The organism is Bacillus cereus group sp. MG20, from assembly GCF_040459885.1.
GTDB classification, from domain to species: Bacteria; Bacillota; Bacilli; order Bacillales; family Bacillaceae_G; genus Bacillus_A; species Bacillus_A cereus.
Genome location: NZ_JARVHF010000001.1, coordinates 2,651,126 through 2,668,704, shown reverse-complemented (window position 1 = coordinate 2,668,704; position 17,579 = coordinate 2,651,126). Strand labels below are relative to the sequence as shown.

Genomic DNA, 17,579 nt, shown 5'->3' with positions numbered 1-17,579 from the left:
GCTTCTTATGAAAAACTTGAAATTATTTGTCGCTTAAGCGTTTTCCGCCAACTGCATAATGATTCTTAGACATTTCTTCGATGAAAACAACGATGTTTTCTTCAGGAGCACCAGTTGTTTCGCTTACTGCTGCTGTTACTTTCTCAGCAAGAGCTTTCTTTTGTTCTTCTGTGCGTCCTTCTAGCATTTTCACGGTTACGTATGGCATGTACAATCGCTCCTTTTATGTAAGTTACACTCTTATTATAGCGGATTATGGGGAAGAACAATCGAAAAAACAAATAATTTCTTTTTTTGACATATGGAAGAGGAGATGAAGTATGGATCAGTTATTTAGATATCCATTGCACGAAATTCCGTTGGTAGCAATGGCGATTATTATTGCATTATCCGTTCATGAATTTGCACATGCATATGTTGCATATAAATTTGGGGACGATACAGCAAAGAGACAAGGGCGTTTAACGTTATCACCGATGGCTCATTTAGACCCTATCGGTTTGATTGCAGTATTAATTCTTGGATTCGGTTGGGCAAGACCGGTTCCTGTTAACCCATATAACTTTAAAAGACCGCGTCTTGCAGGCATATTAGTTTCAATTGCAGGGCCGATTAGTAACTTAATTTTAAGTGCAATTGGTTTAATTATTTTGTATAGCTTAGCAGTATTTGGAGTGTTAGATGCAGTTCCAGTTGCAGTAGCTGAAACATTAGGAAAGTTTTTTGAGCTCTTTATTATGTTAAATATTGTTTTACTTGTATTTAATTTATTACCGATCCCGCCACTTGATGGGTATCGTGTAGTGGAAGATTTAGCACCAGCAAATATTCGCGCGAAAATGACACAGTATGAAAAATATGGAGCGATTGCGTTATTAATTCTCGTTATTACACCGCTTAGTAATTACACAATTCAACCTATTTTCCAGGTAGTTATTCCGCATGTATTAATGTTTTTACAAAGTATCATTGCGCCTATTTTTGGCCTTTTATAATTTTTAAGTGAGGAGGATTTTACATATGACAGAGAAAAAGAAAAAAATCGGTTTTAATATCGTGAAAAATGATTCAACAGATGGACATGGTGGATTTGGTGTTGGGGCATTAAGCCTAGAAAACATTTCACCTGTATTTGTTGATGTACTAGAGAAAACCGCATTCGTTGATATCGGTGCGATGCATGCGCGTAGTACAGTAGAAAAAGGTATTAAGTTTTTAACAAATAAAGATGAAGTTCCAAACGGAAAACCATTTTGGCTTGTTTGGGTAACGATTGAAAGAACTGCAACTGGTGCTTATTACGCAGGTGTAACAGCTTGTGAAATGACAGTAGACCGTGAAATTCGTCGCGGATATAAATCACTTCCAGAACACGTAAACAAAATGGATAAATCAATGAAGCGTCACATTATGGTTGACCATATGGATGAATCATCTAAAAAAGTACTTGGTACGTTCTTGAAAGAACATAATGAAGCGATTTGGAACGAATCTAGTGAAGAATTGCGTCGTGCATTATTAAGTGAATAAAAAATAGCTGACGGATGCCCGTCAGCTATTTTTTTTACCAAGGAAGATATTTTTTCCACCAACTTGTTTTTTTCTTTTCTTCAGTCGTTTTTTCAAATTCTTCTTTATCATCGACGTGATCCATACAATATTCAGTCGGTTCGGTACCTTTAGCGAAATACATTTTCACAGAAATAGGACAATTTTTTGTAGCAATTTTACCGTTCTCTGGGTTGATATTAACCGCTACGACGTCATCTGGTTGTTTAAATTCTTTTTTTGGCTGTCCATCTAAGCCTTTCTCCATCGTATCAGTCCATATTTTCTTCGCATATCCTTGTTCTGCTACGTTTGAAATAGATTTAGGTTGATCATATCCGACCCATACACCTGTTACGATTTGCGGAGTAAATCCGATCATCCAACTATCCGTTTCAGTAGAACCAGATTTTCCGGCATATGTTCTTGATAATTTTGATAACATCGATTGGCCAGTTACAGCAGCATAACTGCTTAGTTTCTTATTAAACATACCGGTCATCATTTCTTCCATTACAAACGCTTTGCTCTTGTCGAGAACTTGTTTACTCTCTAAATGAGCATCGTATAATATATTTCCTTCATGATCCATAATGCGGCGAATGAAAGTAGGTTTTACTTCTTTTCCACCGTTTGCGAACATGCTATAAGCGTTAACCATTTCAATTGGTTTTACGGGTGATGTGCCGAGAGCTAGAGAAGGCACATCTTTTAATGCACTTGTAATTCCAAATTGTTTTGCTGTTTTTGCGAGTGCGTCATCTCCTAAAAATAAATTCGTTTTTACAGCATATATGTTATCAGAGACTGCGAGAGCTTGTGCCATCGTTACAAAATCATCTGCATAATAATCTTTATAGTTTTTTGGTTTATACTTTGAAACGCCGTCACCTAAAGTAAATACAGTATATTCGCTTTTTAAGCGCGTAGCAGGCGTGAATCCTCGTTCTAATGCTGCATAATATAGAAATGGCTTAAATGTAGAACCAGGCTGACGAACGGCTTGTGTAGCCCTGTTAAATTGACTCGTAGTATAATCAGTTCCGCCAACAAGAGCAGCCACTTCACCTGTCGTTGGATTCATAGAGACGAGAGCAGTTTGTATGTTTGTTGTGTCAGGTATATGATCTTTTACAGCTTGCTCTGCTACAGCTTGTAGTTTAGGGTCTAGCGTTGTATAAATTCGCAAGCCACCCCGTTGTAAAGCTTGTTCGTCTAATCCAACATCACGAAGAAGCGAAGCTTGTACAGCATCTTGGAAATATGGTGCGACCTCTGCTACTTTTTTCGTATCTAATGAGGCAAAAGTTAGTGGCTCTTTCTTCGCTAAGGATGCTTGTTTCTTCGTAATATATCCTTGTTCGACCATTTCATCTAATATGAGAGTTTGTCGTCCTTTAGCACGATCCTCTTTCAAAAAGGGAGAATAGACACTTGGCCCTTTCGGGATACCTGCGAGCATACTAGCTTCTGCTAATGTTAAATCTTTTGCTGTTTTATCGAAATATAGACGGGACGCAGCTTCGATTCCATAAGCGCCATGTCCGTAATAAATTGTATTTAAATATCCTTCTAAAATATGATTTTTATTATAGTTTACTTCAAGGCGGACAGTGTACATTGCCTCTAATAATTTCCGTTTCCACGTTTTATCATGATCTAAATACAGATTACGCGCGTATTGTTGTGTAATTGTACTAGCTCCTTGTACCTTTGCCATCGCTTTTAAATCAGCAACAATTGCACCTGCAATCCGTTTCACATCGAAGCCGTGATGTTTGTAGAATCGTTGGTCTTCGATAGATAGTGTAGCCTCTTTTACATAAGGAGAAATTTCATTGAGAGATACATTGTAACGTTTTTGAATTTCATTACTTTGTCCAATAACAGTATCATCGTTTGCGTAAAAGACGCTTGTTTGCGGGACCGCAACAGGAGGAGGTCCCATAATTTTTGCGACTATAATAATAACAAAAAAAGAAAAAACGAAGAAAAGGACGCAAGAAAACATTGCGGTGAAGAAAAGACGTTTATATTTTTTAAGTTTTGGATTCATAGTCTGATCCATCTTTTTTCAGCCCCTCATTAATACAAGCGTTATTGTATTAGTATTGAGGGTTTTCATTTATTTTAAACAATGAAATTTCGAAAATAAAAAGCTCCTTCCATTAAGAAAGGAGCTCAAAGGCACGTGCTGGCCAATCGGTAATGATGACATCTACACCATAATCAATCATAGTTTGTAAATCTTTGTATTCGTTAATTGTATATGGACGGAAAACATATCCTTGCTCTTGTGCTAATTGCACAAATTCTTTCGTTAATAGCTGGAAGTTTGGATGTAATCCACTTGCTTTTCTCTGTTTTGCTTCGGCAATTGGATCAGCAATCGGTGTATCATATAAAATTGCTCTTGGGATTTCAGGAGCAATTTCTGCTAATAATGAAACAGAGTCATGGTTAAATGATGAAAATACAATTTGATTAGAAAGATGATATTCGCGCACAAGTGCAACAGCTTTTTCCTCAATATTTGGGTAATGAATAACATCTGTCTTTAATTCAATATTTAGTTGTAAGTTCGTTGTGGAAAGCCAAATGAAAATCTCACGCAACGTTGGGATTTTTGCTTCATGGAAAGAAGGGTCTTTATAGCTACCAGCGTCCAATGATTGTAGTTCCTCTACCGTTTTTTCCGAAACAAGTCCAACGCCATTTGTTGTACGATCGACGGTTTCGTCGTGAATTACGACAAGTTCACCATCTTTTGATAAGTGGACATCGAGTTCAATTCCGTGAGCGCCAATGCGTTCTGCTTCTTGGAAGGCAATCATCGTATTTTCGGGATGTGTACCTTTTACTCCGCGGTGAGCGAAAATAAGTGGTTTACTCATGTGAAATTCTCCTTATTATCTCTTTTCTTTCATTATGAAACTGCTTTAGGGAAAATACAATTGAATATGATAAACATTTACAAAAGTCTAACAGTTGCAGAAAAGTTAACGTTAACGTAAAATGTAATAATCAAGTGAAGGGAGGAATAAACATGTATAAAATTGATGAAGTAACAAAGCAAGTCGGTTTAACAAAACGTACACTTCGTTATTATGAGGAAATTGGTTTAATTCATCCCCCAGAACGTAGTGAGGGGAATATTCGTCTGTATACGGATGAGGATATTGCCAGAATTAAAAGAATTGTAGAAGCGAAAGAAGTGCTAGGAATCACACTTCAAGAAATGCAGCATTTCTTATCACTAAAAGAAAGAATGGAGCAAAGAAGAAATAGCGAGAACCCTCGTGATCGTGAAGTGATTCAAGAAATTAAAGATATGCTTGAAAAACAAGTGCAAACGTTAGACGAAAAAATGGAGCAAATGCAACGTGTAAAGGCAGAACTTGAAGATAGTTTACATCGTGCAGTAACATTTTTAGAGAGCACAAAAGGAGAGTAATCAAAATGGAGAGCAAACAAAAACTAGGGAGATTGATTACAGTGGTGGCTACCTTCCTTGCCTTTTCGGGTATAGGAGTAGTCGACCCAATTTTGCCGATTATTGCAGAGAAAATTGGTGCAACGCATTGGCAAGTTGAAATGTTATTTACTGCTTATATTTTAACGATGGCAATCATGATGTTACCAGCTGGTATATTTGCATCAAGATTTGGTGATAAACGGATGATGACAATCGGTCTTGCGATTGTGACTGTATTTGCGTTTATATGTGGTATATCGCAAACGATTGCTCAATTATCTCTTTTCCGTGCTGGATGGGGATTAGGAAATGCGATGTTTTTTGCTACAGCAATGACGCTGTTAATAGCATTAAGTAAAGAAGTTCATGAAGCAGTAGGATTATACGAAGCAGCGATCGGCTTAGGTATGGCTGGGGGGCCGTTATTGGGTGGAATATTAGGTGGACATTCTTGGCGTTATCCATTTTTCGCGACGAGTATTTTAATTTTCTTAGCATTTATTTTAGTATTCTTTTTTGTAAAAGAACCGGAGCGAAAAGTGAAGCGTAAGGCTGCTGGCGTAGGAGAATTACTTAACCTGGTGAAGTATAAACCGTTTATGCAAGGTGCGATTTCAGGAATGTTATACTACTACGGATTTTTCGTTGTGTTAGCATATTCACCACTTATTATGCATTTATCAGCTATTCAATTAGGCTTTGTATTTTGCGGATGGGGATTAGCGTTAGCTTACGGTTCTGCAATTTTAGCACATAAGCTAGAAGGGAAATATGAACCAAAAACATTATTGAAGGGTAGTTTACTTGTATTTGCGATTTTCTTAATTGCACTATTCTTTGTGAAAATTATTTGGTTACAAATTACTCTTATCGTTTTATCAGGATTAGCATCTGGCTTAAACAATGCATTATATACAAGTTATGTAATGGATATTTCACCTTATGAAAGATCTGTTACGTCAGGTGTTTATAACTTTGTTCGTTGGTTAGGGGGCGCAATTGCTCCGATTTTATCAGGAATTATCGGTCATACTGTTTCACCACAAAGTCCGTTTTTAGTAGGTGGAATTGTGGTGTTAGTTGGTTGTATTATGATCCTAATTCCAATTCGTAAACCAGTAGAAATAGAGACAAAAACCCTTTCTTAAGAAAGGGTTTTCTTTATACATATATGTTAGAACCCTCTGACTAAAATATATTTTCGGTATTTTTGTACTTTTAACTATACATTTTGGATGTTTTGTTTTATTTTTGTTAGGGGACATTAATGATGTCCCTATTATAAATTTGCATTGAAAGGCGTGATTGTACGATGGAACTATGGTTCACTGAAAAACAAACAAAACATTTTGGGATTACGGCGCGTATTAACCGCACATTACATACGGAGCAAACAGAATTCCAAAAACTTGATATGGTTGAAACGGAAGAGTTCGGAAACATGCTTATTTTAGATGGCATGGTTATGACAACAGAAAAAGATGAGTTCGTTTATCATGAAATGGTAGCGCACGTACCTTTATTTACACATCCTAACCCTGAAAACGTATTAGTTGTTGGTGGCGGTGATGGTGGTGTTATTCGTGAAGTGTTAAAACACCCAAGTGTAAAGAAAGCAACTCTTGTTGAAATCGATGGAAAAGTAATTGAGTACTCTAAACAATACTTACCATCAATTGCAGGCGCATTAGATAATGAGCGTGTAGAAGTAAAAGTAGGAGACGGTTTCCTACATATCGCAGAAAGCGAAAATGAATACGATGTAATTATGGTAGATTCTACTGAGCCAGTAGGACCAGCAGTAAACCTATTTACAAAAGGCTTCTACGCTGGAATTTCAAAAGCGTTAAAAGAAGATGGTATTTTCGTTGCACAAACGGACAACCCTTGGTTCACACCAGAGTTAATTACGACTGTGTTTAAAGATGTAAAAGAAATTTTCCCAATTACTCGTTTATACACAGCTAATATTCCAACATACCCAAGTGGTCTTTGGACGTTCACAATTGGATCTAAAAAACATGATCCATTAGAAGTAAGTGAAGAGCGTTTCCACGAAATCGAAACGAAATACTACACAAAAGAATTACACAACGCAGCATTCGCATTACCGAAATTTGTTGGCGATTTAATTAAGTAAGAAAATCGAGCTTGAACAAATAAAGTGTGAGTAGCTCATTTAAGGTGTTTGTCCAGAAGACTTGAACATGCTAGCTACTTACACTTCTGTAGAGAAAATCGTCTTCTTGTTGTTAAAAAGAAGACCCGGTAAATCGAGAAAGAGGAGCAATTCGCTCCAAATTTGAGAAATAGTGAAAGGTTGGGATACCTTAAGTTCCACATAAGGAGGAAAAGAATATGCGTTTTGATGAAGCTTATTCAGGTAAAGTATTTATTAAAAGTCATCCAAGTTTTGAAGAGTCAAAGGTAGTTATTTATGGGATGCCTATGGATTGGACAGTAAGTTACCGTCCAGGATCTCGTTTTGGCCCTGCACGTATTCGTGAAGTATCAATCGGTCTTGAAGAATATAGTCCGTATTTAGATCGTGAATTAGAAGAGGTAAAATATTTTGATGCGGGTGATATCCCATTACCATTCGGAAACGCACAACGCAGCTTAGACATGATTGAAGAGTATGTATCAAAACTTTTAGATGCCGATAAGTTTCCACTAGGTCTCGGCGGTGAGCACCTAGTGTCTTGGCCAATTTTTAAGGCAATGGCAAAAAAATATCCGGATTTAGCAATCATCCACATGGATGCTCATACTGATTTACGTGAATCGTATGAAGGGGAGCCTTTATCCCACTCTACACCAATTCGTAAAGTGTGTGATTTAATTGGTCCGGAAAACGTATATTCTTTCGGAATTCGTTCTGGAATGAAGGAAGAATTTGAATGGGCGAAAGAAGTAGGTATGAACTTATATAAATTTGACGTATTAGAACCTTTAAAAGAAGTATTACCGAAACTTGCTGGACGCCCAGTCTATGTCACAATCGACATTGATGTATTAGACCCAGCTCACGCTCCAGGAACAGGAACGTTAGAAGCTGGCGGTATCACATCTAAAGAATTATTAGATTCCATCGTAGCAATTGCAAATTCAAATATAAATGTAGTTGGAGCAGACTTAGTAGAAGTAGCCCCAGTCTACGACCATAGTGATCAAACACCAGTCGCAGCAAGCAAATTCGTGCGGGAAATGCTGCTCGGTTGGGTAAAATAAAAGCGGAAGCGGCTCGCTCAGAATGTGAGGGGGATGGAGCTTCAGACGTAGAGGCTCTTTTTGCCTCGAAGGAAGAAGCGAAGCCACCGATCATTCTAGCCGCTGCAGCTAGATAAAATAAAAGTGAAGCCGACTGTTTAGACCCGGTGACTAAGGTTCTTTCCTGCAAAAGGTGCTTTTTACCTTTTGGCAGGGAAGGTTCTTAGACGCAAGGGTCTAGGAGGCGTAACTGGATAGAAATAAAAGCGGAAGCCACCGATCATTAGCCGCTGCAGCTAGATAAAATAAGAGCCCTCTATATGATTAGAGGGCTCTTATTTTGTCGTTATGTGTCGGTAAGTCGATATATTTAAAAAATCGCCGATATAATTTCATTTACCGTTATGTAACACAAAAAAAGCTATTCTCAAACGATGGGAATAGCTCTTTTTCTTATGCAACCTTCTCTTCCGAAGTAACTCCACGAATTTCATCAGCAGAGCGGATCGGATATTTACGGAACACAATAGACCCGATGTATCCGACAATAGTGGTAACGATTCCACATAGTACAGCAGCAATCGTTACTTTTATAACGTCATTAAATCCGAATAGGACAAGAAGACCTGGAATTGGTGATGCTGTTCCTGGTGCATTATTAACAAGCTGGAATAGCGATGTAATAATACCGGCAAGTGCACCGCCAACGAAGTTTGTTGCATAAATTGGAATTGGATTTGCTGAAACAACATCTGCTTGTGTTAAAGGCTCGATTGCTACAGCGATTGTGTCTTTCTTTGAGCAAATTTTTAGTCGCTTAAAGAAAATAAAGTTCATCGGGGCTGAGGCTGCTACGGCAAGACTACCAATTGCCATTGGTAAACCTGTTAATCCAAGCATTGCAGTTAGTGCCATAGAACTCAGTGGAGAGGTAGAAATAACTGTTATTAATCCACCAAGCATAATACCCATAATGATAGGACTTTCTGTAGTTGCAACTGATATCATAGAACCGATTTTACCAAGTGTTGCGTTAACGAGCGGATCCATAAGCATTGCCATTCCACGTGAGATTGGTGCAGCGATAAATAGGATTGCTAAAAATTCCACACCAGCTGGTAATTTCTTTTCGAGAAATTTCACGACGAAGGCACAAACGTATCCGGCGAAAAATCCTGGTAAAATACCGAATCCACTAGTAGCGATACCAATTAAAACAGCGTATACGGGGGAAACACCGATTGCTAATGCGACTAAAATCGCTGCTGCGACACCGCTCATACTACCAGAAGCTTCTCCTACTGATTGTAAAAAGTCATTATGAAACATTTCTCCACCTATATAACGGTGAAATGCTTCAATAAGAAAACTTGCGATTGCTGCATTAGCTAAAGCGCCCATCGCCTTCATTCCGTAAGGCGCACGGTAACTGAAAAGTGTAAATAGACAAAGTACAACAAGTAATAGTGCTAAACCTTGCAAGATAGCCATTTGAAAACTGTCTCCTTTGATTTTTGTAATAAAAATTCGTATCATTCAATAATAATATAAAAGTGTATGAAACGGAAAAATTTTTTCTTGGGAACTTGCTGTAAGAAAAAATCCCTTACAATAATGTAAGGAAAGTGTAAGACTTTTAGATAGAGTATAGTATGCTCTTTTCCGTATAATACAAGTATAGATATAATACTAGTGAGAAAGAAGTGCAAACAGGAGGCGCATGTATGAAATTGGTAATTAAAGTTTTAGCTGTATTCGCCATCATTTTAGGGGGAACAGCATATTATTTAAACACAAAAACAGAAGGTGTACATGCTTTTGTAGACAACTTCTTTTCAAATAAAGAAATACAAGATTATTATGCGGTTGTAGATAAAGGTGAGAAAAAAGACGGTGAATATTTGTATACATTTAAAGGGTATACAGAGGACGGAAAGCAACAAATTATTAAAAGAATGGTAAATCGTGAATTGCATGCAGGTGCTTTTATAAAAATTTATGCAAAAGGTATGCAAGGAAAAGGATGGGCTGAAATAACGAAAGAGTCAATCCCGCAAAAAGCGTTGCAAAAAATAGAAAAATCATAAAAGGAGCGAATCGTTCGCTCCTTTTTTAGTGCGTTAAAATAGTGATAGATGTATTTTCTTTGTTAGAAATGATTTTGGCATGTCCACCAATTGGAAAAGTAAAAATTGGAGTTGTATGTCCAAAATTTGCATTTGCAATGATAGGAATATGTGCAAGTTCAGGTTTTGAAGAAATCATTTCTTGAATGTCCGCTATCGTACATTCTGCTTCTTTTTGCATTCTTCCTATTACAATACCTGTTATATGTTCAAAATCAGGTTGCTGCATAAGGGAATGTAGATAGCGATCAAAAGTTTTAAGCGTTGATTTTCCTGTTAAACTGTCTTCTTCAAGGAATAAAATTTTGCCCTTTAAGTTTGGCATATATGGTGTGCCTTGTAGTAAATTAAGTGTGCTCATATTGCCACCGATAATTTCTCCTGTCGCTTCTCCCTCTTGAATTGGAACATACCCTTCATTTTTTATAAATTCTCGATTTTCCTGATCCATATACCAAGAATCATCGCTCCACGTTTCCGCCGGAATGATTTCAATAGGCTCATTAGTGGTTAAGCATTGTAAAAAGTAATCGTTTGTATACTCGAGCCCTTTCTCCATTCCAAATGAAGAGAAGTGGGGACCCGAATATGTAACAAGCCCTGTTTTTGTGTAAATTGCATTATTTAAGGCAGTAATATCAGAATAACCACAGAAAAATTTCGGGTTTTTACGAATTAGATCATAATCGAGATGTTTCAATAAACCATTGGAGTTGTATCCGCCAAGTGTCGTCAAAATAGCTTTTACATTAGGGTCTCCAAATGCTTCATGGAGGTCTTGAATGCGGGAAGAAATAGAAGAGGAAGCAAATTGATCTATCTCATCGGCATATTTTGAGAATGTAACTTGAAAGCCCATGTCAGTTAATCTTTTTATAGCAAGTTTTCTATTTTCATTTGAAACAATACTTAAACTACAGGATGGTGAAATCACGCGTATTTCATCACCCTTTTTTAACTTTGTTGGTATCACTGAATTCACCTCTATAATTAAAAGAATATTTAGATTTAAAAAATATTTTATCACATGAAATAAAGTAGAAGTGAATTATTTTTTGAAATGGAGTTTTCCTGATTTTTCAGCAGACAGACAGCGTCTTTTTTTGATATGATAGGAAAAGTGATTTATTATAAGTAGTATTTAATATCTATAACATTTGAAAGGTGTGCAAGACGTGAAGAAACAACTTGCAGGCTTGCCGGTACACGTTCATTTCGTAACAGAAATCCGTGAAGGGGCGAGGAAGGAAACCGTTGCTTTTGAAGCAAATGGTCAATACTATGTAAAAGGTCAAGGTACATATGTAACATTCCAGGAGCCGAACGAACAAGGCGAAGTGAAAACAATTATTAAAATTCAAGATGAACAAGTTCTCATTATGCGTTCAGGTGCTATTTCTATGCGTCAGACGCATGTGAAAGGTGAATGGACAACGGGTACGTATACGAGTGAACTTGGTACGTTTGCACTGCAAACGAAAACTGATAACGTTCTTTTTAAATGGTCGGATGAAAAGAAAAAAGGACAACTCTTCTTAACGTACGCATTGCTTCTAAGTGAACAAGAAGCTGGCAGATATACAATTACAATTAATTTGAAGGAGGCAAAATAATGAATTCCTTAGAACAGGTAAAAGGATTGATTAAAGAAGAAATTCAAGCTGCTGTATTAAAGGCAGAATTAGCGACAGAAGAACAGATTCCAAACGTTGTATTAGAATCTCCAAAAGATAAAACAAATGGTGACTTCTCTACAAATATGGCAATGCAACTTGCACGCGTTGCGAAAAAAGCACCTCGTATGATTGCAGAAGAACTAGTTGCAAACTTCGATAAAGCAAAAGCTTCTATTGAAAAAATCGAAATCGCTGGTCCTGGTTTTATTAACTTCTATATGGATAATAGCTACTTAACAGATTTAATTCCAACAATCGTAAACGCTGGTGAAGCTTACGGTGAAACGAACACTGGTAAAGGTGAAAAAGTACAAGTTGAGTTCGTATCTGCGAATCCAACAGGTGACCTTCACTTAGGACATGCACGTGGTGCGGCAGTAGGTGACACTTTATGTAACGTATTAGCAAAAGCAGGATACGATGTATCTCGTGAGTACTATATTAATGATGCTGGTAACCAAATTCATAACTTAGCTCTTTCTGTTGAAGCTCGTTACATGCAAGCATTAGGTTTAGAGAAAGAAATGCCAGAAGACGGTTACCATGGTGCGGATATCATTGGAATCGGTAAACGTTTAGCTGAAGAGTTTGGTGATCGTTACGCAAAAGCTGATGAAAAAGAAAGCTATGAATTCTACCGTGAATATGGTTTGAAATATGAGTTAGCAAAACTTCAAAAAGACTTAGAGAGCTTCCGTGTTAAATTTGATGTATGGTTCTCAGAAACATCATTATACAAAAACGGAAAAATCGATGCTGCACTTACTGTATTAAAAGAGCGTGACGAAATCTTTGAAGAAGGCGGAGCAACTTGGTTCCGTTCAATGACTTACGGTGACGACAAAAACCGTGTATTAATTAAAAATGACGGTTCTTACACATACTTAACGCCAGATATCGCTTATCACCGTGATAAATTAGAGCGTGGTTTCGATAAGTTAATCAACATTTGGGGTGCTGACCACCACGGTTACATTCCTCGTATGAAAGCTGCTATTCAAGCGCTAGGTTACGATAAAGAAACACTTGAAGTAGAAATCATCCAAATGGTACAACTGTACCAAAATGGTGAAAAAATGAAAATGAGTAAGCGTACAGGTAAAGCAGTTACACTTCGTGAGCTTATGGAAGAAGTAGGCGTGGACGCAATGAGATACTTCTTCGCGATGCGTAGCGGTGATTCTCATTTAGACTTCGATATGGACTTAGCTGTATCAAAATCTAATGAAAACCCAGTATACTATGCACAATATGCTCATGCTCGTGTATGCAGTATCCTTCGTCAAGGTGAAGAGTTAGGATTAGCTGCAGATGGAGACGTGAATTACAAACTTGTTACTTCTGAGAAAGAAGTAGAGTTACTGAAAAAACTTGGTGAATTCCCAGCTGTAGTTGCGGATGCAGCACAAAAACGTCTGCCACACCGCATTACAAGCTATGCATTTGAATTAGCAGCAGCATTACACAGCTTCTACAATGCAGAAAAAGTATTGAACCAAGATAACTTAGAATTAAGTAAAGCTCGTTACGAGTTAATGAAAGCAGTACGCACTACACTTCAAAATGCATTAGCAATCGTAGGAGTATCTGCACCAGAAAAAATGTAATTAAGAAAAGCGAAAGCGGCTCGTTTAGAATAGGAGGGGGATGGAGCTCCTGACAGAGAGGCGTACTTTGCCTCGGAGGAAGGCGCGAAGCCACCGAGTATTCTAGCCGCTGGAGCTGGACAATGAAGAAAAGCGGAGCCGATTTTTCGCTTTCAGTAAAAGGCAATCACACGATGTTGTGATTGCCTTTTTGTATGGAGATAATAAAAAAATAAAATTTTATCAAACAAAAGGATAATTTGCGTCGTCTTATATAAATGACAGGAGGCTTATGATGGAAGAAAAGGTAGAAGAATTAATTGATATATATAAGCAGCAAATATATTCCTTATGCTATAAGTTAGCGAAAACGAAAGAAGATGCGGAAGATATTTTTCAAGAGACGTGGATAAAGGTTTTTTCATCAAGGCACCAACTTTCTTATGTGGATAATTATAAAAAGTGGATTACTACAATTTGTGTTCGTACGTTTTATGATTTTTATCGTAAGAAAAAAAGGTGGAAAGATCGAATATTGGATTTGTTTCATAAAGAAGATGGTGGAGAAATAGATTTCGCAGATGAAGTGAATATATCAGAAGAATTTATTCAAAAAGTGGAAGCGGAAATGATACGGGAAGTAATACAGTTATTAAATGAAAAATATAAAACGGTACTCGTACTCTATTACTATGAACAATATTCTTACAAGGAAATGAGTGAAATATTAAATATACCGATTGGTACGGTGAAGTATCGTCTCAATTATGCGAAAAAGAAAATGCGAGAACAATTGGAGGGTTTCGTGCATGAAGGAAGATAAATTTGAACAGAAAATAAAGAGCAGTTTAGCGGGAGAGATGATTCCTAGCGAAGAGCTGATAAATCATACGAAACAGAGCGTGCGAAATGCTCGGAAATTAGAAAAGAGATGGGTTGTTTTCATTCATGCTATTTGGATGATTGTATTAACAGTCACCCTAGAGCAGTTTGTTAGTCATTTGGATCATAAAATATCTGTCATTATAACGATAGTTATTATGATGCACCTATACATTCCTATATACGTTGTCATACAGTCATTTTTAAAGAAGGAGTATAAATTACATGATAGAGTTCGCTAATCCATTTGTAGTATTTGAGATAGCTGGGATTACAATGTTTTTGGCTTTTATAGCACTTTTAGTATGTGTAGCATCATGGGTGTATACAGATGCGAAAACGTGTGGAATAAGTAAGTGGTGGAGTGTTATAGCGATTGTATTGCCATTTTTTATTGGAGTTTTGTTATATATGATACGAAGAAGTAACAAGAAAATAGAAGGCGAACATACGATGAAGGTTATGAAAAAACAAAAGATAACATTAGTTGTCATATTTGCAAGCGCGATGTTTGTATTACTTAGCGGCTTTGCTTTTGTTCAAACGCTAGATGATATGTGGAGAGCTGGTGATATATATTTAGAAAATGAGAAGCGAGGGGAGACAAGTTACGAGGCAAAATTCTCATCATGGGATATTGCTGGGAAAGGTATTGAACTTGAGTATGCAAAAGATACAGAAGTAACATTTTTTTATGAAACAGATGCAAAACGTGGTAACTTATGCTTTAGCTTATATGAAAGGAAAGGAGAAGGTATAAGAGAGTTAAAAGAAATCTGTGAATCGAAAAAAGGTACTTTTAAAGCTACATTAAAAGCAAATGAAAAGTACGTATTTAATATAAGTGGTTTAATGGTGAAAGATGGTTTTGTAAAAGTGAATTGGGAAGCAAAATAAAGGGCCCTTGAGAAAGGCCCTTTATTTTATTGGATTGTATAAGTAACAGAAAAACTAACAGGACTATAGTAAACGTAAGGTGCATGAAATTGAACGTACATATTTCCATCTGTTTTTGCAGTGAAAATTCGGCCGTAACCATCAGAATAACGTCCAATAAGGTTATGATTTGAGTCATAAACACTGTAACTAGGAGTTTTGCTGTTAGGTTGAATTGTTAACTCTTGTCCCTTTTGAAGGAAAACAGGTTCTTGTTCAGAACTACCTCCAGTTTGCAAAGAATAAAATTTTGTAAAGCTTTGTTCTTGAGCGGCAGCAGCGACTTTTGTTTCAGGAATAAACGCGGTAGCGCCGGTAATTCCTGCTAAAGTTAACGCACCTGCTAAAATCATTTTTTTCATAATAGAAAAAGCCTCCTTATAAGTTGTAATCGATATTGTTACAGTTAATATTGTATACGATAATGAGTAGGATAAAATATGCTTTTATGCATATATATTTTTTCTCAATAAAAGACCACTGATAAAAATCAGTGGTCTTTTATTGATTAAGCAGCTTTCTGTTCAGTTTGAGTAACAGGTTTTTGAAGCGAGTTATAAACCCCTGTTCCGATAACGTCTAATGCCATTTTCATTCGTTCAGGTGAAATATTTTCTAATACGTTATCTTGAGGTGTATGGTATACCTTCTCAATATGATAGATTAATGGATTCCAACTATCGACACCCATCCAAATAAATAGAGCAGCAGGAATACCAGCTTCAGCAAATGGAACATGATCACTAGAACCGAATTTACCTTGTAGGACGAGGTCATTATTTAGTTGTTTACCTGCTTGCAAGGCAGCATCTGTTACAAAGTTTGTAGAGCCATCAGGTGTCATAGCGTATAAATTCTTTGCTTTATCATAATTTGTTGCAACCATGTCTGCGTTAAAGACACCTAAAATTCGATTGCGTTCTTTTTGGGATAGACTATTAACGTAATAATCGGAGCCAAGTAAGCCAGTCTCTTCAGAACCAAAGGTAATAAACCGAATTTCCTTATCAGTTTCTACATTTTGAAAAGCACGAGCTAGTTCTAATACTAATCCAGTTCCAGAAGCATTATCATTTGCGCCAGGTGCTCCGACAACACTATCATAGTGCGAACTTACAACGACTGCTTTTTCATTACCGGTACTCTTTTTTGGTTTCTTTTTGGCGATAACATTTAGAGATGTTAATTTAGATTCATGTCTCGCTTTTAGGGAAAGAATTGTTGTCCCTTTTTTAGCGATTTCTTCTTTAAATGCATTTCCTTGCGCATAAGCAAGACCAAAGACAGGGATAGATTGCTTTTTCGTTAGGCGGGGATTGAAGGTTTGTCCATAATTTCCGCGTCCGCCAATTAAACTGTATAAAAGAACACCTTTTGCACCTTTGCTAACAGCATTTTCAACTTGTTTATTATAGTCTGTAATTGTCGTTCCTCTTTCAAATAAAACAATTTTACCGTTTACTTCATTTGGAATATCTTCTAATTTTGTCCCACCTTGAACAAAGATAAGGGGAGCTGTAACAGCTTCTGTAGAAATTAGTGAATTAGGAGCAGCACCAGCTTGCCAATTACGTTTTATTGATAGTGGTGATTCAATGAATCCAACGTACTGATCGGGCACCTGAAATGGCTGATATTCTACTTCATAGCCCATCGATTTAAGCTGCATACCAATGTAACGAGAAGCCCATTCTTCGGATTTTGTTCCACCGGGTCGAGGACCAATTGTTTCAGATAAGAAACGAACATGTTCAATTGCGCGGTTTGGATCAATCTGTTTTGTAATAGATGGAGTTTGTGTAACCTCTGACGTGGAATCCGCTTTTGCTTGCCCAATTGGAGCTAAGCTAACAGCGAGTGATACAGCAAGCAAAGAGCTTACTATTTTTTGTTTCAATGATTTTCTCATTTTTTCCTCTCCTATTCTTCTATTCTCTGTGACTGACAAAAGAAGACGGATAATGACTTTATTTTACCTTCGCGTCTTTTATTTTTCAATATTCTGACATTGAGAAATAAAAACAATATATGCATATTTGCATATTTTTGAGGAAGATATGTATGCTATCATTTTAAACGAAGGTTCGCTTTCTACTCTGAAAGCTCCTACATTGCATGAATCTAGTGTACCCAAACTTTA

The 17,579-nt window shown here is 37.0% G+C and carries 19 protein-coding genes; 12 read left to right on the top strand and 7 right to left on the bottom strand.

The genetic code is table 11. The annotated features are described in order from the left end of the window. Positions 1–22: 22 nt before the first annotated feature. Positions 23–208, bottom strand: a complete 186-nt coding sequence (locus tag QCI81_RS13705; RefSeq protein WP_001147171.1) for a 2-hydroxymuconate tautomerase — start codon at positions 206–208, stop codon at positions 23–25. 112 nt (positions 209–320) lie between these two features. On the opposite strand from QCI81_RS13705, the gene QCI81_RS13700 reads away from it, so the two are divergent. Continuing rightward, on the top strand, positions 321–995 hold the full coding sequence (locus tag QCI81_RS13700) for a site-2 protease family protein (RefSeq protein WP_000372443.1): 675 nt from the start codon (positions 321–323) through the stop codon (positions 993–995). A gap of 25 nt (positions 996–1,020) precedes the next feature. Continuing rightward, the gene (locus tag QCI81_RS13695) at positions 1,021–1,530 is read left to right on the top strand and encodes a YwhD family protein (protein WP_000136683.1); all 510 of its coding nucleotides are present in this window, start codon (positions 1,021–1,023) and stop codon (positions 1,528–1,530) included. Positions 1,531–1,564: 34 nt separating this feature from the next. Here QCI81_RS13695 and QCI81_RS13690 read toward each other — a convergent pair whose 3' ends face one another. Both QCI81_RS13690 and QCI81_RS13685 read right to left on the bottom strand, forming a co-directional pair. Beyond that, positions 1,565–3,616: a transglycosylase domain-containing protein gene (locus QCI81_RS13690; protein ID WP_353810811.1), complete on the bottom strand. Its 2,052-nt coding sequence runs from the start codon at positions 3,614–3,616 to the stop codon at positions 1,565–1,567. Positions 3,617–3,716: 100 nt separating this feature from the next. After that, positions 3,717–4,442, bottom strand: a complete 726-nt coding sequence (locus QCI81_RS13685) for a glycerophosphodiester phosphodiesterase (protein WP_000042783.1) — start codon at positions 4,440–4,442, stop codon at positions 3,717–3,719. A gap of 152 nt (positions 4,443–4,594) precedes the next feature. Between QCI81_RS13685 and QCI81_RS13680 the strand changes: the two genes are divergently transcribed. The 4 genes from QCI81_RS13680 to speB all read left to right on the top strand — a co-directional run bounded on the left by QCI81_RS13680 (position 4,595) and on the right by speB (position 8,254). Then, on the top strand, positions 4,595–5,002 hold the full coding sequence (locus QCI81_RS13680; protein WP_000276560.1) for a MerR family transcriptional regulator: 408 nt from the start codon (positions 4,595–4,597) through the stop codon (positions 5,000–5,002). Positions 5,003–5,007: 5 nt separating this feature from the next. Next, the gene (locus tag QCI81_RS13675) at positions 5,008–6,171 is read left to right on the top strand and encodes an MFS transporter (RefSeq protein ID WP_098976086.1); all 1,164 of its coding nucleotides are present in this window, start codon (positions 5,008–5,010) and stop codon (positions 6,169–6,171) included. 164 nt (positions 6,172–6,335) lie between these two features. Beyond that, positions 6,336–7,163, top strand: a complete 828-nt coding sequence (gene speE / locus QCI81_RS13670; RefSeq protein WP_000424696.1) for a polyamine aminopropyltransferase — start codon at positions 6,336–6,338, stop codon at positions 7,161–7,163. A gap of 218 nt (positions 7,164–7,381) precedes the next feature. Then, positions 7,382–8,254, top strand: coding sequence for an agmatinase (gene speB / locus QCI81_RS13665; protein ID WP_001209831.1), 873 nt, complete (start codon positions 7,382–7,384; stop codon positions 8,252–8,254). A 432-nt stretch (positions 8,255–8,686) separates the two neighbouring features. Here speB and QCI81_RS13660 read toward each other — a convergent pair whose 3' ends face one another. After that, positions 8,687–9,724 carry a PTS sugar transporter subunit IIC gene (locus QCI81_RS13660; RefSeq protein ID WP_000996313.1) on the bottom strand — a complete coding sequence of 346 codons (1,038 nt, stop codon included), beginning with the start codon at positions 9,722–9,724 and terminating at the stop codon, positions 8,687–8,689. 233 nt (positions 9,725–9,957) lie between these two features. On the opposite strand from QCI81_RS13660, the gene QCI81_RS13655 reads away from it, so the two are divergent. Then, complete coding sequence (locus QCI81_RS13655; protein ID WP_000779932.1) at positions 9,958–10,320, top strand: YxeA family protein; 363 nt, start codon at positions 9,958–9,960, stop codon at positions 10,318–10,320. Between the two features lie 25 nt (positions 10,321–10,345). On the opposite strand, the gene QCI81_RS13650 is transcribed toward QCI81_RS13655, so the two are convergent. Then, the gene (locus tag QCI81_RS13650) at positions 10,346–11,332 is read right to left on the bottom strand and encodes a S66 family peptidase (RefSeq protein WP_053563292.1); all 987 of its coding nucleotides are present in this window, start codon (positions 11,330–11,332) and stop codon (positions 10,346–10,348) included. A 202-nt stretch (positions 11,333–11,534) separates the two neighbouring features. On the opposite strand from QCI81_RS13650, the gene QCI81_RS13645 reads away from it, so the two are divergent. From QCI81_RS13645 to QCI81_RS13625, 5 genes are all read left to right on the top strand, one after another. After that, a complete protein-coding gene (locus QCI81_RS13645; RefSeq protein ID WP_000744343.1) occupies positions 11,535–11,972 on the top strand; it encodes a YwiB family protein in 438 nt (145 codons plus the stop codon). Next, a complete protein-coding gene (argS, locus tag QCI81_RS13640; protein ID WP_053563293.1) occupies positions 11,972–13,642 on the top strand; it encodes an arginine--tRNA ligase in 1,671 nt (556 codons plus the stop codon). Before QCI81_RS13645 ends, argS begins: the two co-directional genes overlap by 1 nt. Before the next feature lie 274 nt (positions 13,643–13,916). After that, positions 13,917–14,444, top strand: coding sequence for an RNA polymerase sigma factor (locus QCI81_RS13635; RefSeq protein WP_353810810.1), 528 nt, complete (start codon positions 13,917–13,919; stop codon positions 14,442–14,444). Then, positions 14,431–14,745, top strand: coding sequence for a hypothetical protein (locus tag QCI81_RS13630; RefSeq protein WP_000656690.1), 315 nt, complete (start codon positions 14,431–14,433; stop codon positions 14,743–14,745). The genes QCI81_RS13635 and QCI81_RS13630 overlap by 14 nt, the downstream gene beginning before the upstream one ends. Next, positions 14,729–15,400, top strand: coding sequence for a hypothetical protein (locus tag QCI81_RS13625; protein WP_063549179.1), 672 nt, complete (start codon positions 14,729–14,731; stop codon positions 15,398–15,400). Before QCI81_RS13630 ends, QCI81_RS13625 begins: the two co-directional genes overlap by 17 nt. 26 nt (positions 15,401–15,426) lie before the next feature. Here QCI81_RS13625 and QCI81_RS13620 read toward each other — a convergent pair whose 3' ends face one another. Both QCI81_RS13620 and QCI81_RS13615 read right to left on the bottom strand, forming a co-directional pair. Then, the gene (locus QCI81_RS13620; protein WP_000738223.1) at positions 15,427–15,801 is read right to left on the bottom strand and encodes a hypothetical protein; all 375 of its coding nucleotides are present in this window, start codon (positions 15,799–15,801) and stop codon (positions 15,427–15,429) included. 146 nt (positions 15,802–15,947) lie between these two features. Continuing rightward, positions 15,948–17,348: a M28 family metallopeptidase gene (locus tag QCI81_RS13615; protein WP_053563296.1), complete on the bottom strand. Its 1,401-nt coding sequence runs from the start codon at positions 17,346–17,348 to the stop codon at positions 15,948–15,950. Positions 17,349–17,579 lie beyond the last annotated feature (231 nt).

Excerpts from the sequence above, each read along its gene's own strand:
- QCI81_RS13705 (WP_001147171.1), bottom strand. The coding sequence starts at position 208 with ATGCCATACGTAACCGTGAAAATGCTAGAAGGACGCACAGAAGAACAA.
- QCI81_RS13700 (WP_000372443.1), top strand. The coding sequence starts at position 321 with ATGGATCAGTTATTTAGATATCCATTGCACGAAATTCCGTTGGTAGCA.
- QCI81_RS13695 (WP_000136683.1), top strand. The coding sequence starts at position 1,021 with ATGACAGAGAAAAAGAAAAAAATCGGTTTTAATATCGTGAAAAATGAT.
- QCI81_RS13690 (WP_353810811.1), bottom strand. The coding sequence starts at position 3,616 with ATGGATCAGACTATGAATCCAAAACTTAAAAAATATAAACGTCTTTTC.
- QCI81_RS13685 (WP_000042783.1), bottom strand. The coding sequence starts at position 4,442 with ATGAGTAAACCACTTATTTTCGCTCACCGCGGAGTAAAAGGTACACAT.
- QCI81_RS13680 (WP_000276560.1), top strand. The coding sequence starts at position 4,595 with ATGTATAAAATTGATGAAGTAACAAAGCAAGTCGGTTTAACAAAACGT.
- QCI81_RS13675 (WP_098976086.1), top strand. The coding sequence starts at position 5,008 with ATGGAGAGCAAACAAAAACTAGGGAGATTGATTACAGTGGTGGCTACC.
- speE (WP_000424696.1), top strand. The coding sequence starts at position 6,336 with ATGGAACTATGGTTCACTGAAAAACAAACAAAACATTTTGGGATTACG.
- speB (WP_001209831.1), top strand. The coding sequence starts at position 7,382 with ATGCGTTTTGATGAAGCTTATTCAGGTAAAGTATTTATTAAAAGTCAT.
- QCI81_RS13660 (WP_000996313.1), bottom strand. The coding sequence starts at position 9,724 with ATGGCTATCTTGCAAGGTTTAGCACTATTACTTGTTGTACTTTGTCTA.
- QCI81_RS13655 (WP_000779932.1), top strand. The coding sequence starts at position 9,958 with ATGAAATTGGTAATTAAAGTTTTAGCTGTATTCGCCATCATTTTAGGG.
- argS (WP_053563293.1), top strand. The coding sequence starts at position 11,972 with ATGAATTCCTTAGAACAGGTAAAAGGATTGATTAAAGAAGAAATTCAA.
- QCI81_RS13635 (WP_353810810.1), top strand. The coding sequence starts at position 13,917 with ATGGAAGAAAAGGTAGAAGAATTAATTGATATATATAAGCAGCAAATA.
- QCI81_RS13630 (WP_000656690.1), top strand. The coding sequence starts at position 14,431 with ATGAAGGAAGATAAATTTGAACAGAAAATAAAGAGCAGTTTAGCGGGA.
- QCI81_RS13625 (WP_063549179.1), top strand. The coding sequence starts at position 14,729 with ATGATAGAGTTCGCTAATCCATTTGTAGTATTTGAGATAGCTGGGATT.
- QCI81_RS13620 (WP_000738223.1), bottom strand. The coding sequence starts at position 15,801 with ATGAAAAAAATGATTTTAGCAGGTGCGTTAACTTTAGCAGGAATTACC.
- QCI81_RS13615 (WP_053563296.1), bottom strand. The coding sequence starts at position 17,348 with ATGAGAAAATCATTGAAACAAAAAATAGTAAGCTCTTTGCTTGCTGTA.